This window comes from Amycolatopsis sp. Hca4, assembly GCF_013364075.1.
In the GTDB taxonomy this organism is placed as follows: Bacteria; Actinomycetota; Actinomycetes; order Mycobacteriales; family Pseudonocardiaceae; genus Amycolatopsis.
In genome coordinates this window covers 8,617,399-8,639,405 of the sequence record NZ_CP054925.1, presented here as the reverse complement: position 1 = coordinate 8,639,405, position 22,007 = coordinate 8,617,399, and the positions used below count along the sequence as shown (strand labels likewise).

Annotated in this window: 26 protein-coding genes and 1 pseudogene; 8 read left to right on the top strand and 19 right to left on the bottom strand. The window is 72.4% G+C overall.

The window, feature by feature from the left end; all coding sequences use genetic code 11:
* Window positions 1–8 precede the first annotated feature (8 nt).
* From HUT10_RS39370 to HUT10_RS39360, 3 genes are read right to left on the bottom strand one after another with little or no spacing between them, the layout of a single operon-like run.
* Window positions 9–1,178 carry a M20 family metallopeptidase gene (locus HUT10_RS39370; RefSeq protein WP_176175828.1) on the bottom strand — a complete coding sequence of 390 codons (1,170 nt, stop codon included), beginning with the start codon at window positions 1,176–1,178 and terminating at the stop codon, window positions 9–11.
* On the bottom strand, window positions 1,175–2,299 hold the full coding sequence (locus tag HUT10_RS39365) for an amidohydrolase family protein (RefSeq protein ID WP_176175827.1): 1,125 nt from the start codon (window positions 2,297–2,299) through the stop codon (window positions 1,175–1,177). The genes HUT10_RS39370 and HUT10_RS39365 overlap by 4 nt, the downstream gene beginning before the upstream one ends.
* A complete protein-coding gene (locus HUT10_RS39360) occupies window positions 2,296–3,723 on the bottom strand; it encodes an APC family permease (RefSeq protein WP_254897225.1) in 1,428 nt (475 codons plus the stop codon). The genes HUT10_RS39365 and HUT10_RS39360 overlap by 4 nt, the downstream gene beginning before the upstream one ends.
* Before the next feature lie 53 nt (window positions 3,724–3,776).
* Here HUT10_RS39360 and HUT10_RS39355 point away from each other — a divergent pair, with 53 nt between their 5' ends.
* Window positions 3,777–5,135: a glutamine synthetase family protein gene (locus HUT10_RS39355; RefSeq protein WP_176175825.1), complete on the top strand. Its 1,359-nt coding sequence runs from the start codon at window positions 3,777–3,779 to the stop codon at window positions 5,133–5,135.
* On the opposite strand, the gene HUT10_RS39350 is transcribed toward HUT10_RS39355, so the two are convergent.
* The 6 genes from HUT10_RS39350 to HUT10_RS39325 form a co-directional block, all read right to left on the bottom strand.
* Window positions 5,127–5,645 carry a peptidoglycan recognition family protein gene (locus HUT10_RS39350; RefSeq protein WP_254897224.1) on the bottom strand — a complete coding sequence of 173 codons (519 nt, stop codon included), beginning with the start codon at window positions 5,643–5,645 and terminating at the stop codon, window positions 5,127–5,129. The two genes, HUT10_RS39355 and HUT10_RS39350, sit on opposite strands and share 9 nt — an antisense overlap.
* Window positions 5,646–5,884: 239 nt before the next feature.
* Window positions 5,885–6,676, bottom strand: a complete 792-nt coding sequence (gene trpA, locus HUT10_RS39345) for a tryptophan synthase subunit alpha (RefSeq protein WP_176175824.1) — start codon at window positions 6,674–6,676, stop codon at window positions 5,885–5,887.
* Window positions 6,673–7,902, bottom strand: a complete 1,230-nt coding sequence (gene trpB, locus HUT10_RS39340; RefSeq protein WP_176178257.1) for a tryptophan synthase subunit beta — start codon at window positions 7,900–7,902, stop codon at window positions 6,673–6,675. Before trpB ends, trpA begins: the two co-directional genes overlap by 4 nt.
* Window positions 7,881–8,690 (bottom strand): indole-3-glycerol phosphate synthase TrpC, encoded by an 810-nt coding sequence (gene trpC, locus HUT10_RS39335; RefSeq protein WP_176175823.1) that lies wholly within the window; start codon window positions 8,688–8,690, stop codon window positions 7,881–7,883. The genes trpB and trpC overlap by 22 nt, the downstream gene beginning before the upstream one ends.
* 124 nt (window positions 8,691–8,814) lie before the next feature.
* Window positions 8,815–9,342, bottom strand: a complete 528-nt coding sequence (locus HUT10_RS39330) for a Trp biosynthesis-associated membrane protein (protein ID WP_176178256.1) — start codon at window positions 9,340–9,342, stop codon at window positions 8,815–8,817.
* A gap of 58 nt (window positions 9,343–9,400) precedes the next feature.
* Entirely contained in the window at window positions 9,401–10,960 is a 1,560-nt protein-coding gene (locus HUT10_RS39325) for an anthranilate synthase component I (protein ID WP_176175822.1), read from the bottom strand.
* A gap of 95 nt (window positions 10,961–11,055) precedes the next feature.
* Between HUT10_RS39325 and HUT10_RS39320 the strand changes: the two genes are divergently transcribed.
* Entirely contained in the window at window positions 11,056–11,670 is a 615-nt protein-coding gene (locus HUT10_RS39320; protein ID WP_176175821.1) for a TetR family transcriptional regulator, read from the top strand.
* Here HUT10_RS39320 and HUT10_RS39315 read toward each other — a convergent pair.
* Both HUT10_RS39315 and HUT10_RS39310 read right to left on the bottom strand, forming a co-directional pair.
* Entirely contained in the window at window positions 11,667–12,659 is a 993-nt protein-coding gene (locus HUT10_RS39315) for a DUF3592 domain-containing protein (RefSeq protein WP_176175820.1), read from the bottom strand. The two genes, HUT10_RS39320 and HUT10_RS39315, sit on opposite strands and share 4 nt — an antisense overlap.
* Window positions 12,656–13,675 (bottom strand): DUF3592 domain-containing protein, encoded by a 1,020-nt coding sequence (locus HUT10_RS39310; RefSeq protein WP_176175819.1) that lies wholly within the window; start codon window positions 13,673–13,675, stop codon window positions 12,656–12,658. The genes HUT10_RS39315 and HUT10_RS39310 overlap by 4 nt, the downstream gene beginning before the upstream one ends.
* Before the next feature lie 114 nt (window positions 13,676–13,789).
* On the opposite strand from HUT10_RS39310, the pseudogene HUT10_RS52315 reads away from it, so the two are divergent.
* From HUT10_RS52315 to HUT10_RS39300, 3 genes and pseudogenes are all read left to right on the top strand, one after another.
* A pseudogene (locus HUT10_RS52315) lies at window positions 13,790–14,011 on the top strand (hypothetical protein); the annotation flags it as partial.
* A complete protein-coding gene (locus HUT10_RS51395) occupies window positions 14,005–14,706 on the top strand; it encodes a DUF5753 domain-containing protein (protein ID WP_368660809.1) in 702 nt (233 codons plus the stop codon). The pseudogene HUT10_RS52315 and the gene HUT10_RS51395, both read left to right, overlap by 7 nt.
* A gap of 13 nt (window positions 14,707–14,719) precedes the next feature.
* Complete coding sequence (locus HUT10_RS39300; RefSeq protein ID WP_176175818.1) at window positions 14,720–14,881, top strand: DUF397 domain-containing protein; 162 nt, start codon at window positions 14,720–14,722, stop codon at window positions 14,879–14,881.
* A gap of 1 nt (window position 14,882) precedes the next feature.
* Here the strand turns inward: HUT10_RS39300 and HUT10_RS39295 are convergent, their stop codons facing one another.
* From HUT10_RS39295 to hisF, 4 genes are read right to left on the bottom strand one after another with little or no spacing between them, the layout of a single operon-like run.
* Complete coding sequence (locus tag HUT10_RS39295; RefSeq protein ID WP_176175817.1) at window positions 14,883–15,245, bottom strand: DUF1304 domain-containing protein; 363 nt, start codon at window positions 15,243–15,245, stop codon at window positions 14,883–14,885.
* Complete coding sequence (gene hisI, locus HUT10_RS39290; protein ID WP_176175816.1) at window positions 15,242–15,604, bottom strand: phosphoribosyl-AMP cyclohydrolase; 363 nt, start codon at window positions 15,602–15,604, stop codon at window positions 15,242–15,244. The genes HUT10_RS39295 and hisI overlap by 4 nt, the downstream gene beginning before the upstream one ends.
* A complete protein-coding gene (locus tag HUT10_RS39285) occupies window positions 15,601–15,978 on the bottom strand; it encodes a hypothetical protein (protein ID WP_176175815.1) in 378 nt (125 codons plus the stop codon). The genes hisI and HUT10_RS39285 overlap by 4 nt, the downstream gene beginning before the upstream one ends.
* A complete protein-coding gene (gene hisF / locus HUT10_RS39280; RefSeq protein ID WP_176175814.1) occupies window positions 15,975–16,748 on the bottom strand; it encodes an imidazole glycerol phosphate synthase subunit HisF in 774 nt (257 codons plus the stop codon). Before hisF ends, HUT10_RS39285 begins: the two co-directional genes overlap by 4 nt.
* A gap of 240 nt (window positions 16,749–16,988) precedes the next feature.
* On the opposite strand from hisF, the gene HUT10_RS39275 reads away from it, so the two are divergent.
* Complete coding sequence (locus HUT10_RS39275; RefSeq protein WP_176175813.1) at window positions 16,989–17,489, top strand: SigE family RNA polymerase sigma factor; 501 nt, start codon at window positions 16,989–16,991, stop codon at window positions 17,487–17,489.
* Complete coding sequence (locus HUT10_RS39270) at window positions 17,486–18,463, top strand: hypothetical protein (RefSeq protein WP_176175812.1); 978 nt, start codon at window positions 17,486–17,488, stop codon at window positions 18,461–18,463. The genes HUT10_RS39275 and HUT10_RS39270 overlap by 4 nt, the downstream gene beginning before the upstream one ends.
* Here HUT10_RS39270 and HUT10_RS39265 read toward each other — a convergent pair.
* Window positions 18,453–19,382 (bottom strand): hypothetical protein, encoded by a 930-nt coding sequence (locus HUT10_RS39265; RefSeq protein ID WP_176175811.1) that lies wholly within the window; start codon window positions 19,380–19,382, stop codon window positions 18,453–18,455. The two genes, HUT10_RS39270 and HUT10_RS39265, sit on opposite strands and share 11 nt — an antisense overlap.
* Window positions 19,383–19,694: 312 nt before the next feature.
* On the opposite strand from HUT10_RS39265, the gene HUT10_RS39260 reads away from it, so the two are divergent.
* The gene (locus tag HUT10_RS39260; protein ID WP_176175810.1) at window positions 19,695–20,081 is read left to right on the top strand and encodes a PPOX class F420-dependent oxidoreductase; all 387 of its coding nucleotides are present in this window, start codon (window positions 19,695–19,697) and stop codon (window positions 20,079–20,081) included.
* Here HUT10_RS39260 and HUT10_RS39255 read toward each other — a convergent pair.
* Genes HUT10_RS39255 through priA form a run of 3 tightly spaced genes read right to left on the bottom strand, consistent with a single transcriptional unit; the run spans window position 20,065 to window position 21,988 of the window.
* Window positions 20,065–20,541 carry a GNAT family N-acetyltransferase gene (locus HUT10_RS39255; protein ID WP_176175809.1) on the bottom strand — a complete coding sequence of 159 codons (477 nt, stop codon included), beginning with the start codon at window positions 20,539–20,541 and terminating at the stop codon, window positions 20,065–20,067. The two genes, HUT10_RS39260 and HUT10_RS39255, sit on opposite strands and share 17 nt — an antisense overlap.
* Before the next feature lie 60 nt (window positions 20,542–20,601).
* A complete protein-coding gene (locus tag HUT10_RS39250; RefSeq protein WP_176175808.1) occupies window positions 20,602–21,192 on the bottom strand; it encodes a TetR/AcrR family transcriptional regulator in 591 nt (196 codons plus the stop codon).
* Between the two features lie 58 nt (window positions 21,193–21,250).
* On the bottom strand, window positions 21,251–21,988 hold the full coding sequence (priA, locus tag HUT10_RS39245; RefSeq protein ID WP_176175807.1) for a bifunctional 1-(5-phosphoribosyl)-5-((5-phosphoribosylamino)methylideneamino)imidazole-4-carboxamide isomerase/phosphoribosylanthranilate isomerase PriA: 738 nt from the start codon (window positions 21,986–21,988) through the stop codon (window positions 21,251–21,253).
* Window positions 21,989–22,007 lie beyond the last annotated feature (19 nt).

The window sequence follows — 22,007 nt, the reverse complement described above, 5'->3', positions numbered from 1 at the left end:
CCGTAGCGCTAAGACGCCGGAGCTTCCAAGGCGGCCAGGTAGCCCGCTACCAGCGCGTGCGCGACCTGGGTGACGGCTTGGTCACGCGGCAGGAAGCGTTCGTCGTGCAGGCTCGGGACGCCCGCGGTGTCGCCGAGGCCGACGAAGAGCATCAGCCCGCGGGTGCCGCCGCCGCAGTAGTGGGCGAAGTCGTCGGCGCCGAACGAGCGGAACTTGTCGTCCACGACGAAGCCCGCGTGCCGCAGCCACTGCTGGGCACCCGCGGCCAGCGAAGCGTCGTTGTCCAGGACCGGCTCGCACGGGCTGATCTCCAGCTCGGCCGTGCAGCCGTGCGCCCGCGCGGTGCCGTGCACGATGTCGGCCAGGGCCTCCAGCGCGCGTTCGCGGTCCTTCGCGCGCATCAGGCGCAGCGAGCCGAACGCGCTCGCGCTGTTCGGGACGACGTTGGCCGCCGCGCCGCCCTGGATGCGGCCGATCGAGCAGACCGCGCCGAACACCGGGTCGATCCGGCGGGACGCGAGCTGCTGCAGGCTCACCACCAGCTGGGACAGCGCCAGGATCGGGTCGCGGAGCAGCTGCGGGTAGCCGGCGTGGCCGCCCTGGCCGTGCATGGTGACCTCGAACTCGTCGGTCGAGGCGTTCACCGGCCCCGGCACCGCCGAAACGACGCCGTGCGCGATCCGCGGCTGGACGTGCGCGCCGATCACCGTGTCCACCCCGTGCGCGGCCAGCACCCCGGACTCGACGACGTCGAGCGCGCCGGGCGGGGACGTCTCCTCCCGCGGCTGCAGCAGCGCCAGGATCGGCCGGGGCACGCCCACCCGGACCGCCGCGCGGCCGACCGCGACCAGCGCCGCGAGGTGGACGTCGTGGCCGCACGCGTGCATGAACTCGTTCCCGGACGCCCACGGCACCCCGGTGCCCTCCAGCACCGGGAGCGCGTCGAGCTCGGCCCGCAGCGCCACGGCCGGGCCTTCGCCGGCGGGCAGCGGGATCGCCCGGCCGGTCTTGGCGACGCGGGTGCCCTCGCCCGCGCCGAGCGCGCCGGCCACCAGGCGGGCGGTGTCCTCCTCGTCGCCGGACCCGCGGGGGTCGGCGTGCACGGCGTGCCGGAGCTCGACGGCGGCGGGCAGTTCGTCGGCGATCGCCTGCGTCCACCGGGTCCACAGATCACTCACACGTGCTCCAAGCGGTAGATCCTCTTCGCGTTCTCGTGTCCCACCAAAGCACACAGCCGGACGGCGTCCTTTTCGGACATCGCGTCGGCGTCGAGCGCGGCGCGCACGAAGTCCGACAGGCCCTGCCGGAACAGGGCCGTGCCCAGGTGGTACAGCTCGGCCAGGCCGAAGGCGTCGGTGGAGAAGAGCACCTTCCCGAACGGCGCCAGCTCCAGCAGCTCGGCCAGCACGGCCGGCGCCCGGAAGCCCGCGTTGTGCGTGATGAGCCCGGCGTCGACGAACACGTGCTCGAAAACCTGCGCCAGATACGCGGCCTGGCGGTGGAACGGGTAGTTGTGCAGCAGCAGGATCGGCACGCCGCTGCCGCGCGTGGCCCGCAGCAGGCCGGTGAGCAGCAGCGGGTCGCCGCGGTGCAGGTCGACGTCGGAGTCGCCGTAGCCGACGTGGAACTGCACCGGCAGGCCGAGGTCGAGGCCGGTGAAGACGAGGTGCCGGTGCAGCACCTCGTCGGCCAGGCGGCCACCACCGGCGGCCAGCCACCGCCCGGCCGCGGCTTCGACCTCCGCCGCCGACGGCCGCGAACCCGCCAGCCCGAGCCCGACCCGGTAGGCGGCGATCGACTTGAGCCCGACCGCCGTCGCGGCGCGTTTCCCCAGCTCGTCGGCGAAAGCCGCGGCGAACCCGGCCGCAGTCGTGCCCGGGAGCACCGCTTCGGCGACCTGTTCCAGCCGGACGACGTCGTGCGCGCGGGTGCCCGCCAGCCCGGCGAACTCCGCGGTGCCGGTCAGCGCGTCCGGCAGGAACCCGCCGTCCAGCAGGAAGTCGGTGGTGCCGGTGGCCCGCAGGAACCGCCGGGCCACCTCGGCCGCGCCCAGTTCGGCGCGGCGCTGCAGGTAGGCCTCGGCCGGGGCGTGCTTCGGCAGGTCGAGCACGGGTGCGCAGCGGGCGCGCAGGGCCAGCCCGATCAGCGAGTCGAACAGGCTCGTGCCCAGCGGCGAGGGCGCGTCGGCCTCGGTCAGCATCGCCTCGAAGTCCCCGCGGGTGACGTCGCGGGTCACCACGCCGTGGCAGTGGTGGTCCACCAGCGGCAGATCCGCGACGAACGGGAGCAATCTCCTCATGCGCCTCCGTCCACACTCGTCAGCCTCTCCCCCACCCTACGAGCGAACCGCGGTGCGGACAGGACGGCGAGCACCGCGAGCACCAGCACGGCCGCGGCCACCACCGGGAACCACCGCGCCGGCCCCTCGGTCGGGTACGGCACGACGTTGACGTACACGGTGTAGCCGAGCACGGCGAGCGCACCGATCGGGAAGACGAGGTGCCAGGCCGGCACGCGCATCCGGCGCTTCACGAACAGCAGCAGGATCGCGCCGGCCGTGGTGAGCAGGTAGATGACCAGCAGGATGAGCGTGCCGATCGAGCCGGACCAGGCGAACGTGTCCGACGCCGTCGCGCCGAAGAACACCGCGCACACCACGATGATCAGCGCCGCCGCGAGGGTCACGGCCGTCACCGCGGCCACGGGCGTTCCGCGCGAGGACGTCCGGCCGAGGCCGCCGCCCGCGTCGCGGCCGAGGGCGTAGAGCAGCCGCGAGCCGCCGACGACACAGGCCAGGCAGCAGCCGAACGCGCTGATCGCCGCGCCCACGCTGATCACGTCGCCGACCCACGCGCCCGCGTACCGGCCGCCGAGGTCGCCGAGCAGGGACGGCGAGTCGTGGAACGCGGTCGCGTCGCTGCCGAACGCCATCATCTCCACGGCCGTCACCACCACGAAGTAGAGGCCGCCGAAGACGGCCGTGCCGAGGATCGCGCGCGGGATGTTGCGCTTCGGGTCGTGGGTTTCCTCGCCGAGCGTCGCGGCGGCTTCGAACCCGGCGAAGGACAGGAAGCCGAACACCGCGCCGAGGAACACCCCGGACAGCCCGGTTTCCGGGACGAAGACGGCCATCGAGAACCGGGCGCCGCCGGGGGCGTTCCCGGCCAGCAGCCGAACCAGGATCACCACGGTGACCAGCAGGATCACCGCGATCGTCGCGCCCTCGACGGCGAGCAGGGTGCTCGTGCCGCGGCGGGCGGGCAGCACCGCCAGCAGCCACGCGCCGATCAGCGCGACGGCCGTCAGCACGAACGGGCCCCAGGACGGCGGCGACGGCCAGATTCCCACCTGCGTCAGGAAGGCCGTGCCCAGCGTGCCCGCGGCCGAGCTGGTGACGACGGCGTAGAACGTGTACGTCCCGAGGAGCCCGATGCCGGACACGACACCCGCGCGCGGGCCGAGGGTGGCGCCGACGAAGGCGTACACCGAACCGGCGTGCTGGTAGTACTGGCAGAGCTTGACGAAGCCGTACGCGACCAGCAGAACGCCGACCGCGGCGAGCAGGAAGGCGAGCGGCACGGCGCGCCCGGCGGCGGCCGCGGTCTGCTGGGGGTTGATGTTGGCGGCCATGCTCGGGGCCATCAACGCCACGGACAGGCCGACGGCCTGCCAGACGGAGAGGGAGCGGCGCAGACCTGGACGGGTTTCGACGGTGTCTGACACGATCTTCACCTCATTCTTCAGGCGAGAACTCAGTGAACATCGACGGGGGCGGGATGAGCCAGCTCGATCGGGCAGAACTCGCGCAACAGGGCGCACTCCGTGCCGACGCGCTGCGCGCCGCCGGCGTCGAGCTGGTCGCGTTGACCTTCGTGGACAACAGCGGGATCGCGCGGGTGAAGGCGGTCCCGGTGGACCGGCTGTGGTCCGCGGCGGCGTGGGGCGTCGGCGCGTCGAACTCGTTCGACTTCTTCCTGGCCACCGACGACATCGTGGGCGGCACGCATTCGCGCGGCCCGGTCGGCGACCTGCGGCTGCACCCGGACCTCGGCGCGCTCGTGCCGCTGGCCGCGCAGCCGGGCTGGGCGTGGGCGCCGGCCTGGCGCTACGACCAGGAAGGCGAGCCGCACCCGCAGGACGCGCGGGCGCTGGCCGCGACCGCGACGGCCCGCCTCGCCGACCTCGGCTACCAAGCGCGGACGGCGTTCGAGATCGAGTGGGTGATCACGGCGGCCGACGCGCCGGACGACCCGCGCTCGGCCACCGCGGGCCCGGCTTACGGCTACGCACGGCTGTCGGCGCAGGCGGGTTACCTGCGGAAACTGGTGTCCACGCTGGCCGCCCAGGGCATCGCGGTGGAACAGATCCACCCGGAGTACGCGGCCGGGCAGTTCGAGGTCTCGGTGGCGGCGGGCGACCCGGTGCGCGCGGCCGACGTCGCGGTGCTGACGCGCGAGACGATCCGGACGGTCAGCGAGCAGTACGGGCTGCGGGCGTCGTTCACGCCGAAGTTCGCGCCGGACGGCGTCGGCAACGGCGGCCACGTCCACCTGAGCGTCTGGGACGGCGACCGCAACCTGTGCGCCGGCGGCGACCGGCGGTTCGGGCTCACGGAGACGGCGGAGGCGTTCGGCGCCGGGATCCTTTCGCGGCTGCCGGCGCTGCTGGCGATCGGTGCGCCGTCGGTGGTCAGCTACCTGCGGCTCGAGCCGCACCACTGGGCCGGGGTGTTCCGCGTGTGGGGACTGGAGAACCGCGAGGCGCCGCTGCGGCTGGTCCAGGGCCCGGCCGGGCAGCGCGACCGGGCGGCGAACTTCGAGGTCAAGTGCTTCGACCTGACGGCGAACCCGTACCTGGTGGTGGCGGCGCTGCTGTTCGCGGGCCTGGCCGGGGTGTCGGCCCGCGAGACGCTGCCCGAGCCGGTCGACGTCGACCCGGGCACGCTCCCCTCGGCGTCGCGGCTGCCGACGTCACTGGCCGAGGCGGTGGCGGCGTTCGAGGCGGATGCGGCGTTGACGTCGGCGTTCGGCCCGGAGCTGGCGACGACCCTGGTGGACGTCCGCCGCGGCGAGCTCGACCGGCTGGGTGCGCTGCCGCCGGACGAGCTGTGCGCCGTGATGCGGTACCTACATTAACGCTTTCGCGACTTCGCTCCGGAGCTGCGGGAGCTTGGCGTAGAGCCTGTCACCGGGGCATTCGGTGTTGTAGTAGTCGCGGTGGCCCTTGATCTCCTCGACGGGGATCCCGTACTGGCGGCAGATGTACGCGCAGAAGACGACGAGCGATTCCCACTGCGGCTGGGGCGGCTCGACGCTGGTGTAGAGGCCTTCGTTTTCGATGCCGATGGCGTTGGTGTTCTGCCCGGGGCAGTGCGCGCCCTGGATCATGGTGGTCCGCCCGCGCAGCGCGTCGAGGCTGCCGTGCCGCCCTTCGAGCCGGTACCCGCCGCGGCTGACGGTGAAGTGCTGGCCGGTGTCGGACCAGCCGTTGTTGTCGATGTGGTCGTGCTGGTCGTCGCGGGCGACCTGGAAGGCGTGGGCGAGGGAGTAGTCGGTGCTGTTGGCGCCGGCGATGTGGTGGATGAGGATCCGGTTGGCCGGGTGGTCGAGCGTGGTGAGCGCATCGGCCGGGGGCCGCGCACCCACTCGGCACAGCTGTAGATCCGCGGCTCGGCGCTTTGAGCGGCCCGGGCGGCTCGCGGGAGGACCAGGCCGGCGGCCCCGGCGACGGCGAGACCGGCGGCACCGCGGAGGAAGCCGCGCCGCGGGAGGTGTGCGATGTCCATGGGGCGGACTTTGCCGCGGCGGCGTACAGCTTTCGTACAAAGGCCGGTCAGGCGAGGCGGATTGTGGGGTTACCGGCGCACCTGAGCCCGATATCCGGCTTAAGCGGTCGCAACCGCCCGGCGCACGCCGTCCGCCAGCTCCGCCGACAACGCACGAACCCCCTCAGCACCCTCCGCCGCCGCCGTGACCAGGGCCGAGCCCACGATCACCGCGTCCGCGAACGATGCCACCTCGGCCGCCTGGTCGCCCGACCGCACGCCCAGGCCCACGCCGATCGGGAGCGATGTGTGCGCCCGCGTGCGCCGGACCAGTTCCTCCGCACCCGCGCCGACCTGGTCGCGAGCACCAGTCACGCCCATCACCGCGGTCGCGTAGATGAACCCCGACGACGCAGCGGCCGTCAAAGCGAGCCGCTCTTCCGACGACGATGGCGCCACCAGGAACGTCCGGTCCAGGCCGTGCGCAGCCGAAGCCTCCATCCACAGACCGGCCTCGTCCGGGATCAGGTCCGGCGTGATCAGGCCGAGCCCGCCCGCCGACGCCAGGTCGCGCGCGAAGCGGTCCACGCCGTAGCGGTTCACCGGGTTCCAGTACGTCATCACCACCGCGCGGCCGCCGCGGGACGACACCGACTCGACCACCTCGAACAGGTGCTTGAGGCGGAAGCCGTTGTCCAGCGCGGTCACCGACGCGGCCTGGATGGTCGGGCCGTCCATCACCGGGTCCGAATACGGGACGCCGACCTCGATCAGGTCCGCGCCGCCGTCGACGCAGGCCGCGATCAGGTCCTTCGACCCCGCCACCGTCGGGAACCCGGCCGGGAGGTAGCCGATCAGGGCGCCACGGCCCTCCGCCCGCGTGGCAGCGAAGAGGTCGTCCAGCCCGCTCATTCGTTCACCAGTCCGAACCACTTGGCCGCCGTGTCCATGTCCTTGTCGCCGCGGCCCGACAGGTTGACCACGATCAGCCCGTCCGGCCCCAGCTCGCGGCCCAGCACCAGCGCGCCGGCCAGCGCGTGCGCCGACTCGATCGCCGGGATGATGCCCTCGGTGCGGGACAGCAGCTTGAACGCGTCCATCGCCTCGGCGTCGGTGACCGGGCGGTACTCGGCGCGGCCGGTGTCCTTCAGCCACGCGTGCTCCGGGCCGACGCCCGGGTAGTCCAGGCCGGCCGAGATCGAGTGCGACTCGACCGTCTGGCCGTCCTCGTCCTGCAGCAGGTACGTCATCGCGCCGTGCAGGTTGCCCGGCGTGCCCTTGGTCAGGGTCGCGCCGTGGCGGGTGCCCTCGATGCCCTCGCCGCCCGGCTCCAGGCCGACCAGCCGCACCGACGGGTCGTCGTAGAAGCCCGAGAAGATGCCGATCGCGTTCGATCCGCCGCCGACGCAGGCCGCGACGACGTCCGGCAGGCGCCCGGCCTGCTCCAGGATCTGCTCACGGGCCTCGGTGCCGATGACGTGGTGGAAGTTGCGCACCATCGTCGGGAACGGCGCCGGCCCGGCGGCCGTGCCGAACAGGTAGTGCGTGGTGTCGGCGTTGGTGACCCAGTCGCGCAGCGCCTCGTTGATCGCGTCCTTCAGCGTCCGCGAGCCGGTCTTGACCGGGATCACCTCGGCGCCGAGCAGCCGCATCCGGGCCACGTTCAGCGCCTGGCGCTCGGTGTCGACCTCGCCCATGTAGACGACGCAGTCGAGGTCGAGCAGCGCGCACGCGGTGGCCGTCGCGACGCCGTGCTGGCCAGCGCCGGTCTCGGCGATCACGCGCTTCTTGCCCATCCGCTTGGTGAGCAGCGCCTGGCCCAGCACGTTGTTGATCTTGTGGGAGCCGGTGTGGTTGAGGTCCTCGCGCTTGAGGAACACCCGCGCACCCCCGGCGTGCTCGCCGAAGCGCTTGGCCTCGGTCAGCAGCGACGGGCGGCCCGCGTACTCGCGCAGCAGCCGGTTGAACTCGTTCAGGAACTCCGGGTCGTGGCGGGCCTTGTCGTACTCGGTGGCGACCTCGTCGACGACGCCGATCAGCGCCTCCGGCATGAACCGCCCGCCGTACGGGCCGTAGTAGCCCCGCTCGTCCGGGTCGTGCTTGTCGTGCTCAGCGGTCACCGGGACGGCCTCGGGCAGGCGGGGTGGGAACCGGCGGTGACCAGCTTGACCAGGGCGCCCTTCGGGTCGCCGGACGCGACGAGACCCTCGCCGACCAGCACCGCGTCGGCGCCGTGGCCGGCGTACGACATCAGGTCGCCCGGGCCGCGGACGCCGGACTCGGCGACCTTGTAGACGTCCATCGGCAGGCCGGGGGCCAGCCGCGAGAAGACGTCCCGGTCCACCTCGAGGGTGTGCAGGTTGCGCGCGTTGACGCCGATGACCTTGGCGCCCGCCTCGAGGGCCCGGTCGGCTTCCTCGGCGTTGTGGATCTCCACCAGGGCGGTCATGCCGAGCGACTCGACGCGGTCGAGCAGGGCGACGAGCGCGTTCTGCTCCAGCGCGGCGACGATCAGCAGCACCATGTCGGCGCCGTGCAGGCGGGCCTCGTGCACCTGGTAGGGGCTGACGACGAAGTCCTTGCGCAGGATGGGGATGTCCACCGCGGCGCGGACCGCGTCCAGGTCGGCCAGGGAACCGCCGAAGCGGCGCTGCTCGGTGAGCACGCTGATCACGCGCGCCCCGCCGGCTTCGTAGTCCTTCGCCAGCGCGGCCGGGTCGGGGATGTCGGCCAGCTCACCCTTCGAGGGGCTGCGCCGCTTGACTTCGGCGATGACGCCGATGCCGGACTCGCGCAGGGCGGACATGACGTCGCGGGGCGCCGGGGCGGCGGCCGCGCGGATCTTCAGTTCGTCGAACGGCAGCGCGGATTCCCGCACGGCGAGATCTTCCCGCACGCCGGCGACGATGTCTTCGAGCACGCTCACCGGGCGCCCCCACCAGGGCGCGTGCTCACGGATTCACTCGCAAGGTCGCTCACAAAAACCTTCCCCTTCCCGCCGAAACGATGCTAACCCCCGCATCGGAGAGGCCCGGTTCCGGGTGTGCGCGTTACTCCGAATGCCTGCCCCGGACGTCCGTGGGGTCTTCACCCTCGGACAGCGCCTCCCACAGCTCGGCGTCCGGGTCACGGACCTTTTTCCGGGTCGCCGGAGCCGCGTACTTCGCCCCGAGCCGGGTGGCCCGGGCCGCGCCCTTGACAGCGGCCAACCCGCCGGCGGCCACGAGAATTCCCCCGAGCACGGCGAGACCGCGCCCGAGCAGCATCTGGGTGACCGGCAGCCCGTCGGCGTAGCCGGAGAACCGGGCACCGGCGACGCCGCTCCAGACCGCCGCCACGCCGGCCAGTGCCAGCACGACGCCCAGCACGCGCCGCGCCCAGCCGCCGGTGGCCACCAGCCCGGCCACGCCGGCCAGTGCCAGCAGCGCGAGCGGCACGAGCGCGCTCGCCCGCTGCTCGCCGGACTCGCGGTAGAGGACCGTGCCCCGCACGCCGCCGTCGCGGAACTCGGCGTACCAGGTCAGCCGTGACGCACCCCACAGCGCGGCCGCGCCGAGCAGCAGCGCGAGCACGATCATCCACAGTGGACGCTTGGAGACCGGGGCGGCCGTGTCCACGGACACCCCTTCCGGTGCGTCAGACATGGGCCGCGTCCGCGGCCGGGTCCAGGGCACCCGCCGCCACCATCGTCTGGGCCGCGGCCACCGCCGAGAGCACGGTCCTGGCCTTGTTCAGCGATTCGGTGTCCTCGTAGTCCGGCACCGAGTCGGCGACCACCCCGCCCCCGGCCTGCACGTGCGCGATGCCGTCCTTGACCAGCGCGGTGCGGATCGCGATCGCGGTGTCGGCGTCCCCGGCGAAGTCGAGGTAGCCGACGACGCCGCCGTACAGCGCGCGGCGGACCGGCTCCAGCTCCTCGATCAGCTGCATCGCGCGGACCTTCGGCGCGCCGGACAGCGTCCCGGCCGGGAAGCACGCGGTGACCGCGTCGAACGCCGTCTTGCCCTCGGCCAGCTCGCCGGTGACGGTGGACACGATGTGCATGACGTGGCTGTAGCGCTCGATCTGGAAGAAGTCGACGACGCGCACGGTGCCGGGCTTGCAGACCTTGCCGAGGTCGTTGCGGCCGAGGTCGACGAGCATCAGGTGCTCGGCGCGCTCCTTCTCGTCGGCCAGCAGGTCCTTGGCCAGCTGCGCGTCCTCCTCCGGGTCGGCGCCGCGCCAGCGGGTGCCCGCGATCGGGTGCGTGGTCGCCTTGCCGTCCCGCACGGTGACCAGGGATTCGGGGCTGGAGCCGACGATGTCGAAGCCCTCCAGCCGCAGCAGGTACATGTACGGGCTCGGGTTGGACGTCCGCAGCACGCGGTAGATGTCGAGCGCGTCGGCCGCGGTCGGGATCTCGAACCGTTGCGACGGCACGATCTGGAACGCTTCGCCGGCCTTGATCGCTTCGACGGCCTTCTCCACGGCCGCGTGGAAGTCTTCCTTGGACCGCTTCCGGGTGAACTCGGGCGCGGGCCGGTCGAACGCGGCGACGGTGGCGGGCGCGGGCACCTGCAGCTGCTCGGTCATCGCGCCGAGCCGGGCGACGGCGTCGTCGTAGGCCGCGTCCACGCGCTCGGGCGAGTCGTCCCAGTTGACGGCGTTCGCGATGAGCGTGACCGTGCCCTCGTGGTGGTCGAAGGCGGCCAGGTCGGTGGCCAGGAGCATGGTCAGCTCGGGCACGTCGAGGTCGCGCTCGGCCAGCTCGGGCAGCTTTTCCAGCCAGCGGACGGCGTCGTAGCCGATGTAGCCCACCATGCCGCCGGTCAGCGGCGGCAGCCCGGGCGGCGGCTCGGTGTGCAGGGCCTCGATGGTCTCGCGCAGGACCTGCAGCGGGTTGCCTTCGGACGGCAGGCCGACCGGCGGGGTGCCGGTCCAGACCGCTTCGCCGTCGCGCACGGTGAGCGCGGCCGGGCTGCGGACGCCGATGAACGACCAGCGGGTCCAGGACGCGCCGTTCTCGGCGGACTCGAACAGGAACGTGCCGGGCCGGTCGGCGGCGAGCTTGCGGTACACCCCGATCGGCGTCTCGCCGTCGGCGAGGACCCGGCGCACGACCGGGATCACGCGGCGGCTCTCGGCGAGGACGCGGAAGTCCTCGCGGGACGGGCTGACCGTGCCGGGACCGGCCGAACCGGCGGATGCGCTGACCATGGCCCCATTGTGCTGGGTTCTCCGCCGGCGGGCGATGCCGGGTGTCAAATTCAATGAATGTTGAATTCGGTGGGCCCGTCCGTCATGATGGAGCCGTGAGCACCACCGGGAACACCGAGACTAACGCCCGCCGCCGCGGCCGGCGGCCGGCCGGCCAGGACACCCGCACGGCGCTGGTCGAAGCAGCACGGGCCGTGTTCGCCGAGACCGGCTACGACGGTGCGACCGTGCGGGCGATCGCCACCCGCGCCGGCGTCGACGCGGCGATGGTCAACCACTGGTTCGGCAGCAAGGAGGGCCTGTTCGCGCAGGCGGTCCTCGAGCTGCCGTTCGACCCCGTGGAGCTGCAGAAGGCGCTGCGCCAGGGCCCGGACGACGAGCTCGGCGAGCGGATCGTCCGCACGTTCATCACCCGCTGGGACAGCGCGGGCGGCGGCCAGTTCGTGGCGCTCATCCGCAGCATCACCGGCCACGAGCAGGCCGGCCACGTCCTGCGCGACTTCTTCCAGCGCTTCTTCAGCGCCCTGATCACCTCGATCGACTCGGACCGCATCCCGCTGCGGATGAACCTGTGCGCGACGCAGATGGTGGGCCTGGGCATGGTCCGGTACGTGGCGAAGTTCGAGCCGGTCACCACCGAGGACGTCGAGGTGCTCGTCCGGGCGATCGCGCCGACCCTGCAGCGTTATCTGACCGGGGACATCGGCTAGGCCCGGAGTCCGGCCGCGAGCACCGGGACGTGCTGCGGCCCCGGCTTGTCCGGCCCGTACGGGAACAGGACCACCATCTGCCGTCCCCAGCCGCCGACCCACGCGCGGCGGCGGGCCAGTTCGCTTGGGCGGTGCAGGGACGGGACGCAGCGCAGCTCGATCCCGCTGCCGTCGCGGTAGGCGGCCTCGATCCACTGCCCGCGCCGGACGTGCGGCACGACCGTCACCGTCGCGATCCGCCACCCCGTCTCCGCGACCGCGCGGGCCCGGCGCCACCAGCCCCACGCCGCACTCGCCGCGAGCGGCAGGGCGAGGAACCCGGCCACCAGAGCCGTGGCGGCGAACCACCCGACGACCTGGCTCCCGTTGGCTTCGAGGGTGGTGCGAACGTGCGCCGGGTCGGCCGGGTCGTAGACCACGGTCACCGTCTCGCCCTCGTGGTAGCCGCGCCCGGAATCGCGGACGATTTCCTCGGTCCAGGACGCGCCCGGTGTGTGGTAGCGCACCCACATCGTCGGCGCGCCCCGGGCGGGCTCCTCGACCGACAGCACCGTGCCCTCGGCGTGGACGCCGGTGGCCAGCAGGTCCGCCGCCGCGCGGTCGGCGGCGATCACGGCGGCGAGGCCGCTCGCGAACAGCAGCGCCCAGGCGCCCGCGATCGCCGTGGCCACCAGGGCGGTCCGGCGCAGGCGCGCGGTCTGGGCGTCGAGGTCGACGCGGCCTTCGCCGTGGGAGCCCTCGCGCCCGGGCAGCCAGGCGCCGAAGTCCGGCACCTGGTCGCGCAGCCGCACGTCGGGTGCGCGCAGGCGCCGGGCGCCGAACGCGGCGAGCGCCAGGGAACCGGTCAGGATGGCGGCCTCGCCGAGGAGTTCGCCGTCGGCGAAGGCGTAGTCCGGGGTCAGCAGCGAGTACGCCGTGCCCGCGCCGAAGAACAGGAAGACGAGCACCGCGGCCACGATCAGCACGAGCCACCCCCGCCGCCCGGTCACCGACGGTCCTCGGTGCGCCTCGTCAGCGCGTACGCCGGGACCGCGTACGGCCCGGGGCGGCGCGGGCCGTTCGGGAACAGGACGACCATGTGCCGTCCCCAGCCGCCGACCCAGGCGAGCCGGTCGGTGAAGTCCGAGAGCGCGTTGGCGCCGTGCGTCGACGACATCGCCCGCAGGGTGATCCCGGTGCCCTCGCGGTAGCGGACGTGGATTTCCGGCGGCGGCCGCCGCAGGGAACGGCCTCTGGGGACGAAGACGCGCACGATGTCGACCGTCGCGTTGCGCCAGCCGGTGACCGCGACCGCGCGGGCCCGGAGCCACCAGCTCACCGCGGCCAGTGCGGCGAACAGCGTCCCGAGCGAGCCGGCCACGATCGAGACGATGCCGAGGTTGACGGCGAACCGGCTCTCGTTCGTCTCGGACGAGGTCCGCACCCGGTCCGGATCGGCGCGGTCGACGATCACGGTGACCTGCTCGCCGACGTGGTAGGTGCGCCTCGAGTCGCGGACGATTTCGGCGGAGCGGGCGCCGTAAGTCACCTGGAACGCCATCCCGCCTCGGCTGTAGGTCTGCACGGACACCACCTCGCCGGGGAACCGGGCACCGGTCGCGAGGAGTTCGTCGGCGGCCTGGTCGAGCAGGACGAGGCCGGTGACGCCGGCTCCGGCCAGCGCCGCCCAGACGAGGACGAACCCGCTCGTGCGCCACGCGATCCCGCGCAGCCGCCCGGTTTCGGCCGCGAAGTCGATCCGGCGGTCGTGGTCGTGATGAGTCGGCGGCGGCAGCCAGCCCCCGAACCCGTTTGCGCCAGCGGCGGCGCGGTTCCGGGCCGACACCAGCAGGCGGCGGACGCCCCACACCGCCGAACCGGCCACCGCGACGAGCGCGACGAAGAGAGCGGGAACCATCCCGTAAGCCGCCACCACTTCCGGGGAGGCGGAGAAAACGGCCACCACGGCCGCCGGGAGCGCGAACCACACCCACCGCCGCCGGACGAAACCGCCGAAGGGATCCATCAGCCGAGCTTAGAAGCTCGTGAGCTGCGGTGACGCTGCGAGAAAAGGCACAGCGGACGAAGGCAACCGGACGGCCGCGCCGAGCGTGCAAGTGAGCAGGCGATCGTCACCCGGATGCCGGAAGGAATGGTACTTTCTCGCATTTCGTGGACACCATTCGCACATTCGGGGAATCGACGGGATTCGTATTATCGGCTCATGAAGCCAACGTCTTCGGGGCCCGCCGCGCGCACTCTCGCCGCTTCACTGCGCGAAGAACGCGAAGCACGCAATGTCGGTCTGCGCGTGCTCGCCGACGAGCTGGGGATCCTGCCGCAGCTGTTGTCGGCGTGGGAAAAGGGGCAACGCCTGCCGAGTGTGGAGGACGTGTCGGCGATCCTCGCGTTGCTCGGTATCCGAGGGAGCAACGCGACCGGATCCGGACGCTCGCCCGCCACGCCCGCGAACCCAACTGGCTCGCGTCGAGCAACGCCGATATTTCGCATGCCCTCACGGCATTGTTGGCCTTGGAGAGCACCGCGAACAGGATCACCGCCTGGTCTCCACTGCTCGTGCCCGGACTGCTGCAGACTCCTGACTACATCCGGTCGATCATGGAAGCCTCCTCGGTGCCAATCGAGGAAGCCGACCGGCGCCTGCGTATCCGGCTCAAGCGCCAACGGGTGCTCAAGCAGCGGGAACCGGTCCTGGTCCGCGCGCTGATCGGCGAATGGGCGCTGCGGGAGAACATCGGCAGCCCGGAGATCATGTCCGACCAGATCGATCATCTGCTCGAAATATCGCAGCTCAGGAACGTTTCCGTGCGGATCGTGCCGTCCGGGCTCGGCTACCACACCGGACTACTGGGTCCGTTCGAGATCTACGAGTTCCCCGGCACGCCGCCGATCACCTTCGTGGAGCACGCTCACTCGAGCGCTTTCCTGCACGAAAAGACGCAAACGCTCGCCCACCAGCGGGTTGTTAAGATGCTCGGTGAGCAGGCGTTGAGCGAAGCGGCCTCCCGGGAGCTGCTCGGGGAGGCAGCACACTAGCGGAGGCGACCAAATGGCCGTTTGGCGGAAATCCTCGTACAGCGGGGAAAACTACAGCTGTGTCGAGGTGGCGCTGGGGCCGGTCGTGGGCGTGCGGGACACCAAGGCGCGCCAAGCCGGTCAGCTGACCGTCTCCGCGCGGGCCTGGCGTTCCGTTCTCGACCGGCTGCGCTGACCTACCGCGCCAGCAGCAGCGCGATGAGCGCCAGCGCGCCCGGCACCACCTGCACGAACAGGATCCGCTTGCTGGCCGTCGCCGCGCCGTAGAGCCCCGCGACGATCACGCAGACGATCCCGTACAGCTTGAGCTGGAAGCCCGTCGGGTCGCTCGCGATGAGCCCCCAGATCAGCGCGAGCGCCAGGAAGCCGTTGTAGAGCCCCTGGTTCGCGGCGAGCGTCTTGGTCTCCTCCGCGAACTCCTTCGTCGTGCCGAAGCCGGCGCGGGCGCGGGGGGTCGTCCAGAGGAACATCTCCAGGACCACGATGTAGAGGTGGATCAGGGCGACGAGCCCGACCAGGATGTCGGCGACGATGGTCACGCGTGCTCTTTCTCATCCGCCAGGAGGAGGCGCTCCTCGGTGTCGAAACAGGTGTGCGTGCCGGTGTGACAGGCCGGGCCGGTCTGGTCGACGCGCAGCAGGACAGTATCGCCGTCGCAGTCGATGCGCACTTCGCGAACGTGCTGGTAGTGGCCGGACGTCTCGCCCTTGACCCACAGCTTCCCGCGGCTGCGCGACCAGTACGTGCCGCGGCGGGTGGCCAGCGTCGCCGCGAGGGCGTCGTCGTTCATCCAGGCCATCATCAGCACGTCCGAAGTGGCGTGCTCGACGACGACCGCGGCGATCAGGCCGTCGGCGTTGCGCTTGAGGCGCGCCGACACGGCCGCGTCCAGGGTCATGCGGTGGCTCCCAGGATGTGCCGCTTGAGCGGCATCGAGTTCAGCAGGACGAACGCGTAGCCGTAGCCGGCGAAGGACAGACCGGAGAACAGCTTGATCCACCACAGCTCGGCGGCGAGCAGCAGGAACGCGTGCAGCAGGGCGAAGGCGACGGTGACGACCAGCCCGCCGATGCGGGCGCTGCCCATCTTCAGCACGAGGCCGGTGGTCACCACGCCGCCGAGGATCAGCGCGAGCGCGGGCATCCGGTACACCGCCAGGCTCGACCCGGCGCTCAGCACCAGGACGAGGTTCAGCAGCGCCCACGCCACCGGCAGCCCGACCAGCAGGCCGGCGGTCACCTTCACCTCGACGGGTGCCTGCCAGGACTTCACCGGACCTCGACCCCGCCTTCGCGCAGGGCGCTCTTGACGTCGCCGATCTTCAGCTGTCCGAAGTGGAACACGCTGGCGGCGAGCACGGCGTCGGCCCCGGTCCGCACCGCGGGCAGGAAGTGCTCGACGGCCCCGGCGCCGCCGCTGGCGATCACCGGGACGCGCACGGCCTTGCGCACGAGCTGGATGAGCTCGAGGTCGAAGCCGTTCTTCGTGCCGTCGGCGTCCATCGAGTTGAGCAGGATCTCGCCGACGCCGAGCTCCTCGCCGCGGGCGGCCCACTCGACGGCGTCGATGCCGGTCCCCCGGCGGCCTCCGTGCGTGGTGACCTCGAAGCCCGACGCGGTCGGCTCGCCGCCCTCGGGCACGCGCCGGGCGTCGACGGACAGCACGATGCACTGGGCACCGAACCGTCTCGACGCCTCGCTGAGGAACTCGGGCCGGGCGATGGCGGCGGTGTTGATGCTGACCTTGTCGGCGCCGGTCCGCAGGAGCCGGTTGACGTCGTCGTTGCTGCGGACGCCGCCGCCGACGGTGAGCGGGATGAAGACCTGCTCGGCGGTGCGGCGGACCACGTCGTAGGTGGTCTCGCGGTCGCCGGAGGAGGCCGTGACGTCGAGGAAGGTGAGCTCGTCGGCGCCCTCGGCGTCGTAGCGCCGGGCCAGCTCGACAGGGTCACCGGCGTCACGGAGGCCGGCGAAGTTGACACCCTTCACGACCCGGCCCGCGTCGACGTCGAGACAGGGGATCACCCGCACCGCGACAGACATGCCCACCAGCGTAGTCAGGGGGGTCGTGGCCGCCGTCTCCCCGGTGCCCGCCGGGCCGGACGGGACGGCATCCTGTTCGCTTCCAGCCAGGGCGACTCGCGGTTCGTCGTCTACCGCAGGCACGTCCGCGGCCTGTGGATCGTCGCGGGTCTGGGCAAGTCCCGCGGTGAAGAAACTTGCGTCCGCCGTGCAGCGGCACCGCCCCCTCGCGCGTCCAGAGGGGTGACGGAGAGGACGCGTGTGACTTTCGAAGAGTTCGTGGCGGAGCGGCTGGACGGGCTGCTCCGCTACGCCACCGTCCTGACCAGTGACCCGCACCTGGCGCAGGACGTCGTCCAGGACGTGCTCCTGCGCGCCCAGCAGCGGTGGGACGGCATCGCCGCGCCGCCGACCTACGTGCGGCGGATGATCACCAACGAGTACCTGTCCTGGCGGCGGCGGGCGGTGCGGCGGATGGTGTCGAGCAGCCACGACGTCCTCGACGCGCTCGGCCCGCCGGAACCCGACCCGTCGGCCGCCTACGACGAGCGGGACGCGATGCTCGGCCTGCTCGCCACGCTGCCCCGCAAGCAGCGGGCGGCGATCGTGCTGCGGTACTACGAGAGCTACTCCGACGCCGAGATCGCCGCGGTCCTGCGGTGCGGCGTCTCGACCGTCCGCAGCCAGATCTCCCGCGCGCTGGCCACCCTGCGCCAGGCCGGGCTGAACCACACCACCGTCACCACCGGAGCCCCCGAATGACCCGCAGCGAGCACGAGACCGAGACGCTGATCCGGGACAGCCTCGAACGCCTCGCCACCCGCGCCCCGGACGGGCACGCGGTCCGCGACGCGCTCACGCGCGCCGGGCGGAAGCGGCAGCCGTCGAGCCGGCTGGCGCTCGTCGCCGCCGCGGTGGTGGTGCTCATCGTCGGCGTCGTGGCGGGCACGCAGCTGCTGACCAGGCCCGATCCGGTGCCTGCCGCGAGCCGCCCGGTGCTCGGCTACGGTCCCGAGTGGCTGCCGGACGGCTTCACCGAGCAGTACCGCGAAGGCGGGCCCGGGATCACCCCGCAGGTCCGGCAGTGGGCGGCCGGGGCGGCCCGTGTCACGCTGACGGCGTACTCCACCGCCGACCCCGAGTGGTCGCAGACGGCGCTGAAGATCGCGGCGATCAAGGACCAGGCCCTGGTGCACGGCCGGGTCGCCATGCTCACCGGCACCGGCGGCACCGCGGAGCTCACCTGGCTGGCCGACGACGAGCACGTGCTGGTCGTGCAGGTCCTCGGGCTCCCGGACGCCCGCGCGACCGCTCAGCGGGTCGCCGACTCGGTCGCCGGCCGGAAGGTCGGGGTCCGCGGCGAGGTGCGGTTCGGCGCACTGCCGGCGGGCCTGGCCGAGCGTTCGGCCGTGGTGCAGGGCTCCGGACCCGGCAACGCCGGCACCGAGCTGACCGCGGCCGACCCGGCCCGGCCGTCGGTGCCGCTGGTGCGCGTCACCGCCGGCCCGAACCCGCCCACGCCGGACGTGGCGCTGTCGGTGACCGTCCGCGGCGGCGAGGGCTTCTTCGTGGCCCCGGCGCCCGGGCGGGACGCGATGGTGTTCACCCGGCTGCCGTCGGGGCGCTGGCTGCGGGTGTCGGGCGCGCGGCCCGAGGCCGAGCTGGTCGCCGTCGCGAACGGCGTCCAGCTCGACCCGGCACCCGACTACGGCTGGCTCGGGAAGGTCACCAGTTGATCATCGGGAACCAGATGATCCCGAGCCTGCCGAGCACGCGGACGTCCCAGTAGAGCAGCGTGAACGTGCCGCCGACCAGCAGCGCGGCCCCGGTCACGGTCGCGACCCGCGCCGGTTTCGCGGCCAGCCAGCGCTGCACGCGCCCGCCCGTGGCGTAGGTCAGGACGAGGAACAGCACGGCCATGACCACGATGTTGCCGAGCGACTGCAGCGCGAACGCGGCGGCGCCGTAGAGGACGTTGTGCTGCTCGGCGGCGCTGCGGAACATGATCCGGAAGAGCGGGTACGGCCGTCCGATGAGGAAGCCGCCGATCAGGGCGCCCATCAGGACCAGCGGCGCGGCGGGGTGCCGCCGGGTGAAGTCCGCGAAGGGGTTGCGGAGGATGCCGAGCGCGACCAGGCCCATCAGCAGGAAGACCAGGCCGACGACACCGAAGGCGATCATGGACTGGACGCTGCGCGGCGAGAGCCCGGTGGTCTTGGCGGTGTCGAACTGCGGCATGCGCGTGCCGACGAGCGCGACGATCACGCCGTAGACGACCGAGACGGTGAGCATCCCGGCGGCGATCCAGCCGAGCGGCTTGAACTTGTTGGACGTCCGGTCGCCCACGAGCGGAGCGACGGCCCCGAAGGCGGCGATGTTGCAGGCGGTGAAGGAGCCCGCGAGGCCGGAGACGAACGCGAACAGCGTCCCGGCGAGGACGCCGCTGATCGGGGTGGCCTTGGCGTCGTAGCCGAGGAGGCCGTTCGCGACGCTGTCCCCGATGACGGAGTCGACGAAGGGTGCCGACCAGATGGCGGTCAGCACGAACCCCGCGACGACCGCGGCCACGGCGATCGCGGCCCGGCGCGCGGGGTACGGCCCGGCGCCGAAGAAGCCTGCTTGAGGATGAACCGGTACTTGCTCTCTGACCGCCATCGATGCCCTCCAGTGTGCGGGGAATCCAGCGATCGAAGCGTTGCAGGAGGGGGCAGTGAAACGCTTCGGCCGAGCGTGTGGGGTTTCGGCGACGAACGGCCTAGGCATTTTTCACGCTGGTCACGGTGGGACATGGCCTTCCCCGCGACCGCCACCTGGCGGCACCTTTCCGAGGCACCGCTCAACCCTGCCCGCCGGCGGCCGGGCCGCGGCGCCGGCGTTCGGCTTCAGCTGCGTCGTCAAGTACGACGACACCAAGCTGATCACCCGCTACCCGGGCATCGCCGTCCGCCACCCGGCTACGGTGGGCGCATGACCTCCGAGACCGACCGCCTCGCCGCCGAGCGCTACGTCGTCCTGACCACGTTCCGGCGCGACGGGCGGGCCGTGCCGACCCCGATCTGGGTGGCCGGCCGCGACGGCGAGCTGGTGTTCTGGTCAGTGCGCGCGGCCGGCAAGGTCAAGCGCATCCGCAACGACGGCCGCGTCGAGGTCCAGGCCTGCGACGTCCGCGGCCGGAAGACGCACGGCGCGAAGGTGTCCGGCCAGGCCCGGCTGCTGGACGCGGCGGAGACCGAGCAGGTCCGGCGTGCGATCGCCCGCAAGTACGGCATCGTCGGGCGCGTCACGATGTTCTTCTCGAAGCTGCGCGGGCCGGAGGACCGGACGGTCGGCATCGCGGTCAAAGTGGACGGCTGAAGCCCCGGAAGCCGCGCCGCAGGTAGTTCGGCAGCGCGTTCGGGTGGTCGAGGGTCGAGGTGTGCAGCCAGACCCGCCGTGTCCCCGGCAGCGCCCACGCGTCGGCGACGACGAGGGTGAGCGCGAACCCGCCGAGGCCCTTGCCGACGAACTCCGGCACCAGGCCGAAGGTGGTGATCTCGACGTCGTTCCCGGGCTGAGGCTCGAAGTCCGCCGCGCCGGCGATCTCCCCGCGGTACTCGATGAGCCGGTACTCGCGGCGCGGTTCGGCGAGCCAGCGGTCCCACTCGTCGTCCCCGCGGGCGACGCTCGGCCACCGGTACGGCGTGCCGATCCGGACGTGCAGCTCACGGATCAGCGGCCCGGGCCGGACGGTCCGGAGCCCGACACCGTCGACCGGCGGAGCGGGGTTGAGCTGATCGGGCGCGGTCATTTCCAGCTGGGTGACGATCTCCTCCACCGCGGCAACCTACGACCCGAGTGGGTCGCTGTCAGCCGCTTTTCGGCCTCAAGCGGCCGATCACGGCGGCGGTGCCGGCTGCCCGGCCAGCAGCCGCTCGACCAACGCCGTGACGAGGTCGTGGCGCTGCTCGTCGGTGAACAGGTCCGGCAGCGTCAGCCGTTCCAGGATCAGCCAGTTCAGCGCGAGCCAGAGCAGGACGACCGTCGTGCCGTCGCCGGGCAGGCCGGACTTCTCGTGGTACCCGACGTTGAAGTCGACGTCCGCGCGGATCCGCCGGGTGAGCACGTCCCGCAGCTCCGGGCGGCGCGTGGCTTCGAGCCGCAGTTCCAGCAGGGCGAGGAAGCCGGTGGGGAACGCGGCCACCCGGTCGACGAGCTCGTGCATCAGCTGCGTCACCCGCGCCCGGTCGCGCGGCCCTTCCAGGCCGCCCGCGATCACCGCGTCGTCCACCAGCCGCTCGTAGACCCGCTCCCCCGCGTGCATGAGGATTTCGCCGCGGCTGGAGAAGTAGTTGGACACCGTGCCGACCGGCACACCGGCCCGCTGGTCGACGGCGCGGAAGGTGAGCCCGCGCGCGCCGTCACCGGCCAGGACCTCGATCGCGGCGTCGAGCAGGGCCGCCCGCCGCTCGGGGTTGCGTCGCACCATGGTGTCGCTCCGGTCGTAGAACAACTTCGACCAAAGTACTACATTTGGAGTGGCTCGGCTAGACCTTTGCGACCGCGGCCAACGCCTCGGGCAGCGTGAACGCCCCGGCGTACAGCGCCTTCCCGACGATCGAGCCCTCGACACCGTCGGAGGCCAGGCCGGCCAGCGCGACGAGATCGGCCACGCTCGACACCCCGCCCGAGGCGATCACCGGCGCGTCCGTGCGGGCGACGACGTCCCGCAGCAGCTCCAGGTTCGGGCCGCGGAGGGTGCCGTCCTTGCTGACGTCGGTGACGACGTAGCGGGACGCGCCGTCGCGGTCGAGGCGCTCCAGGACCTCCCAGAGGTCGCCGCCGTCGGAGGTCCAGCCGCGGGCCGAGAGCCGGTGGCCGGCGTCGGTGATGCGCACGTCGAGGCCGATCGCCACCCGGTCGCCGTACTCGCCGATGACCCGCGAGGTCCACTCCGGGTCCTCGAGCGCGGCGGTGCCGAGGTTGACCCGGCGGGCCCCGGTGTCCAGCGCGGCCTTGAGGGACGCGTCGTCGCGGATGCCGCCGGACAGCTCGACCTGGACGTCGAGCGTGCCGACGACCTCGGCGAGCAGCTCGCGGTTGCTGCCCTTGCCGAAGGCGGCGTCGAGGTCGACCAGGTGGATCCACTCGGCGCCGTCGCGCTGCCAGGCGAGCGCCGCTTCGAGCGGGCTGCCATAGGAGGTTTCGGTGCCGGCCTCGCCCTGGACGAGTCGGACGGCCTGGCCATCGGCCACATCAACGGCGGGAAGCAGCGTGAAAGTCACGCGGGTAACTCTAGGGCGG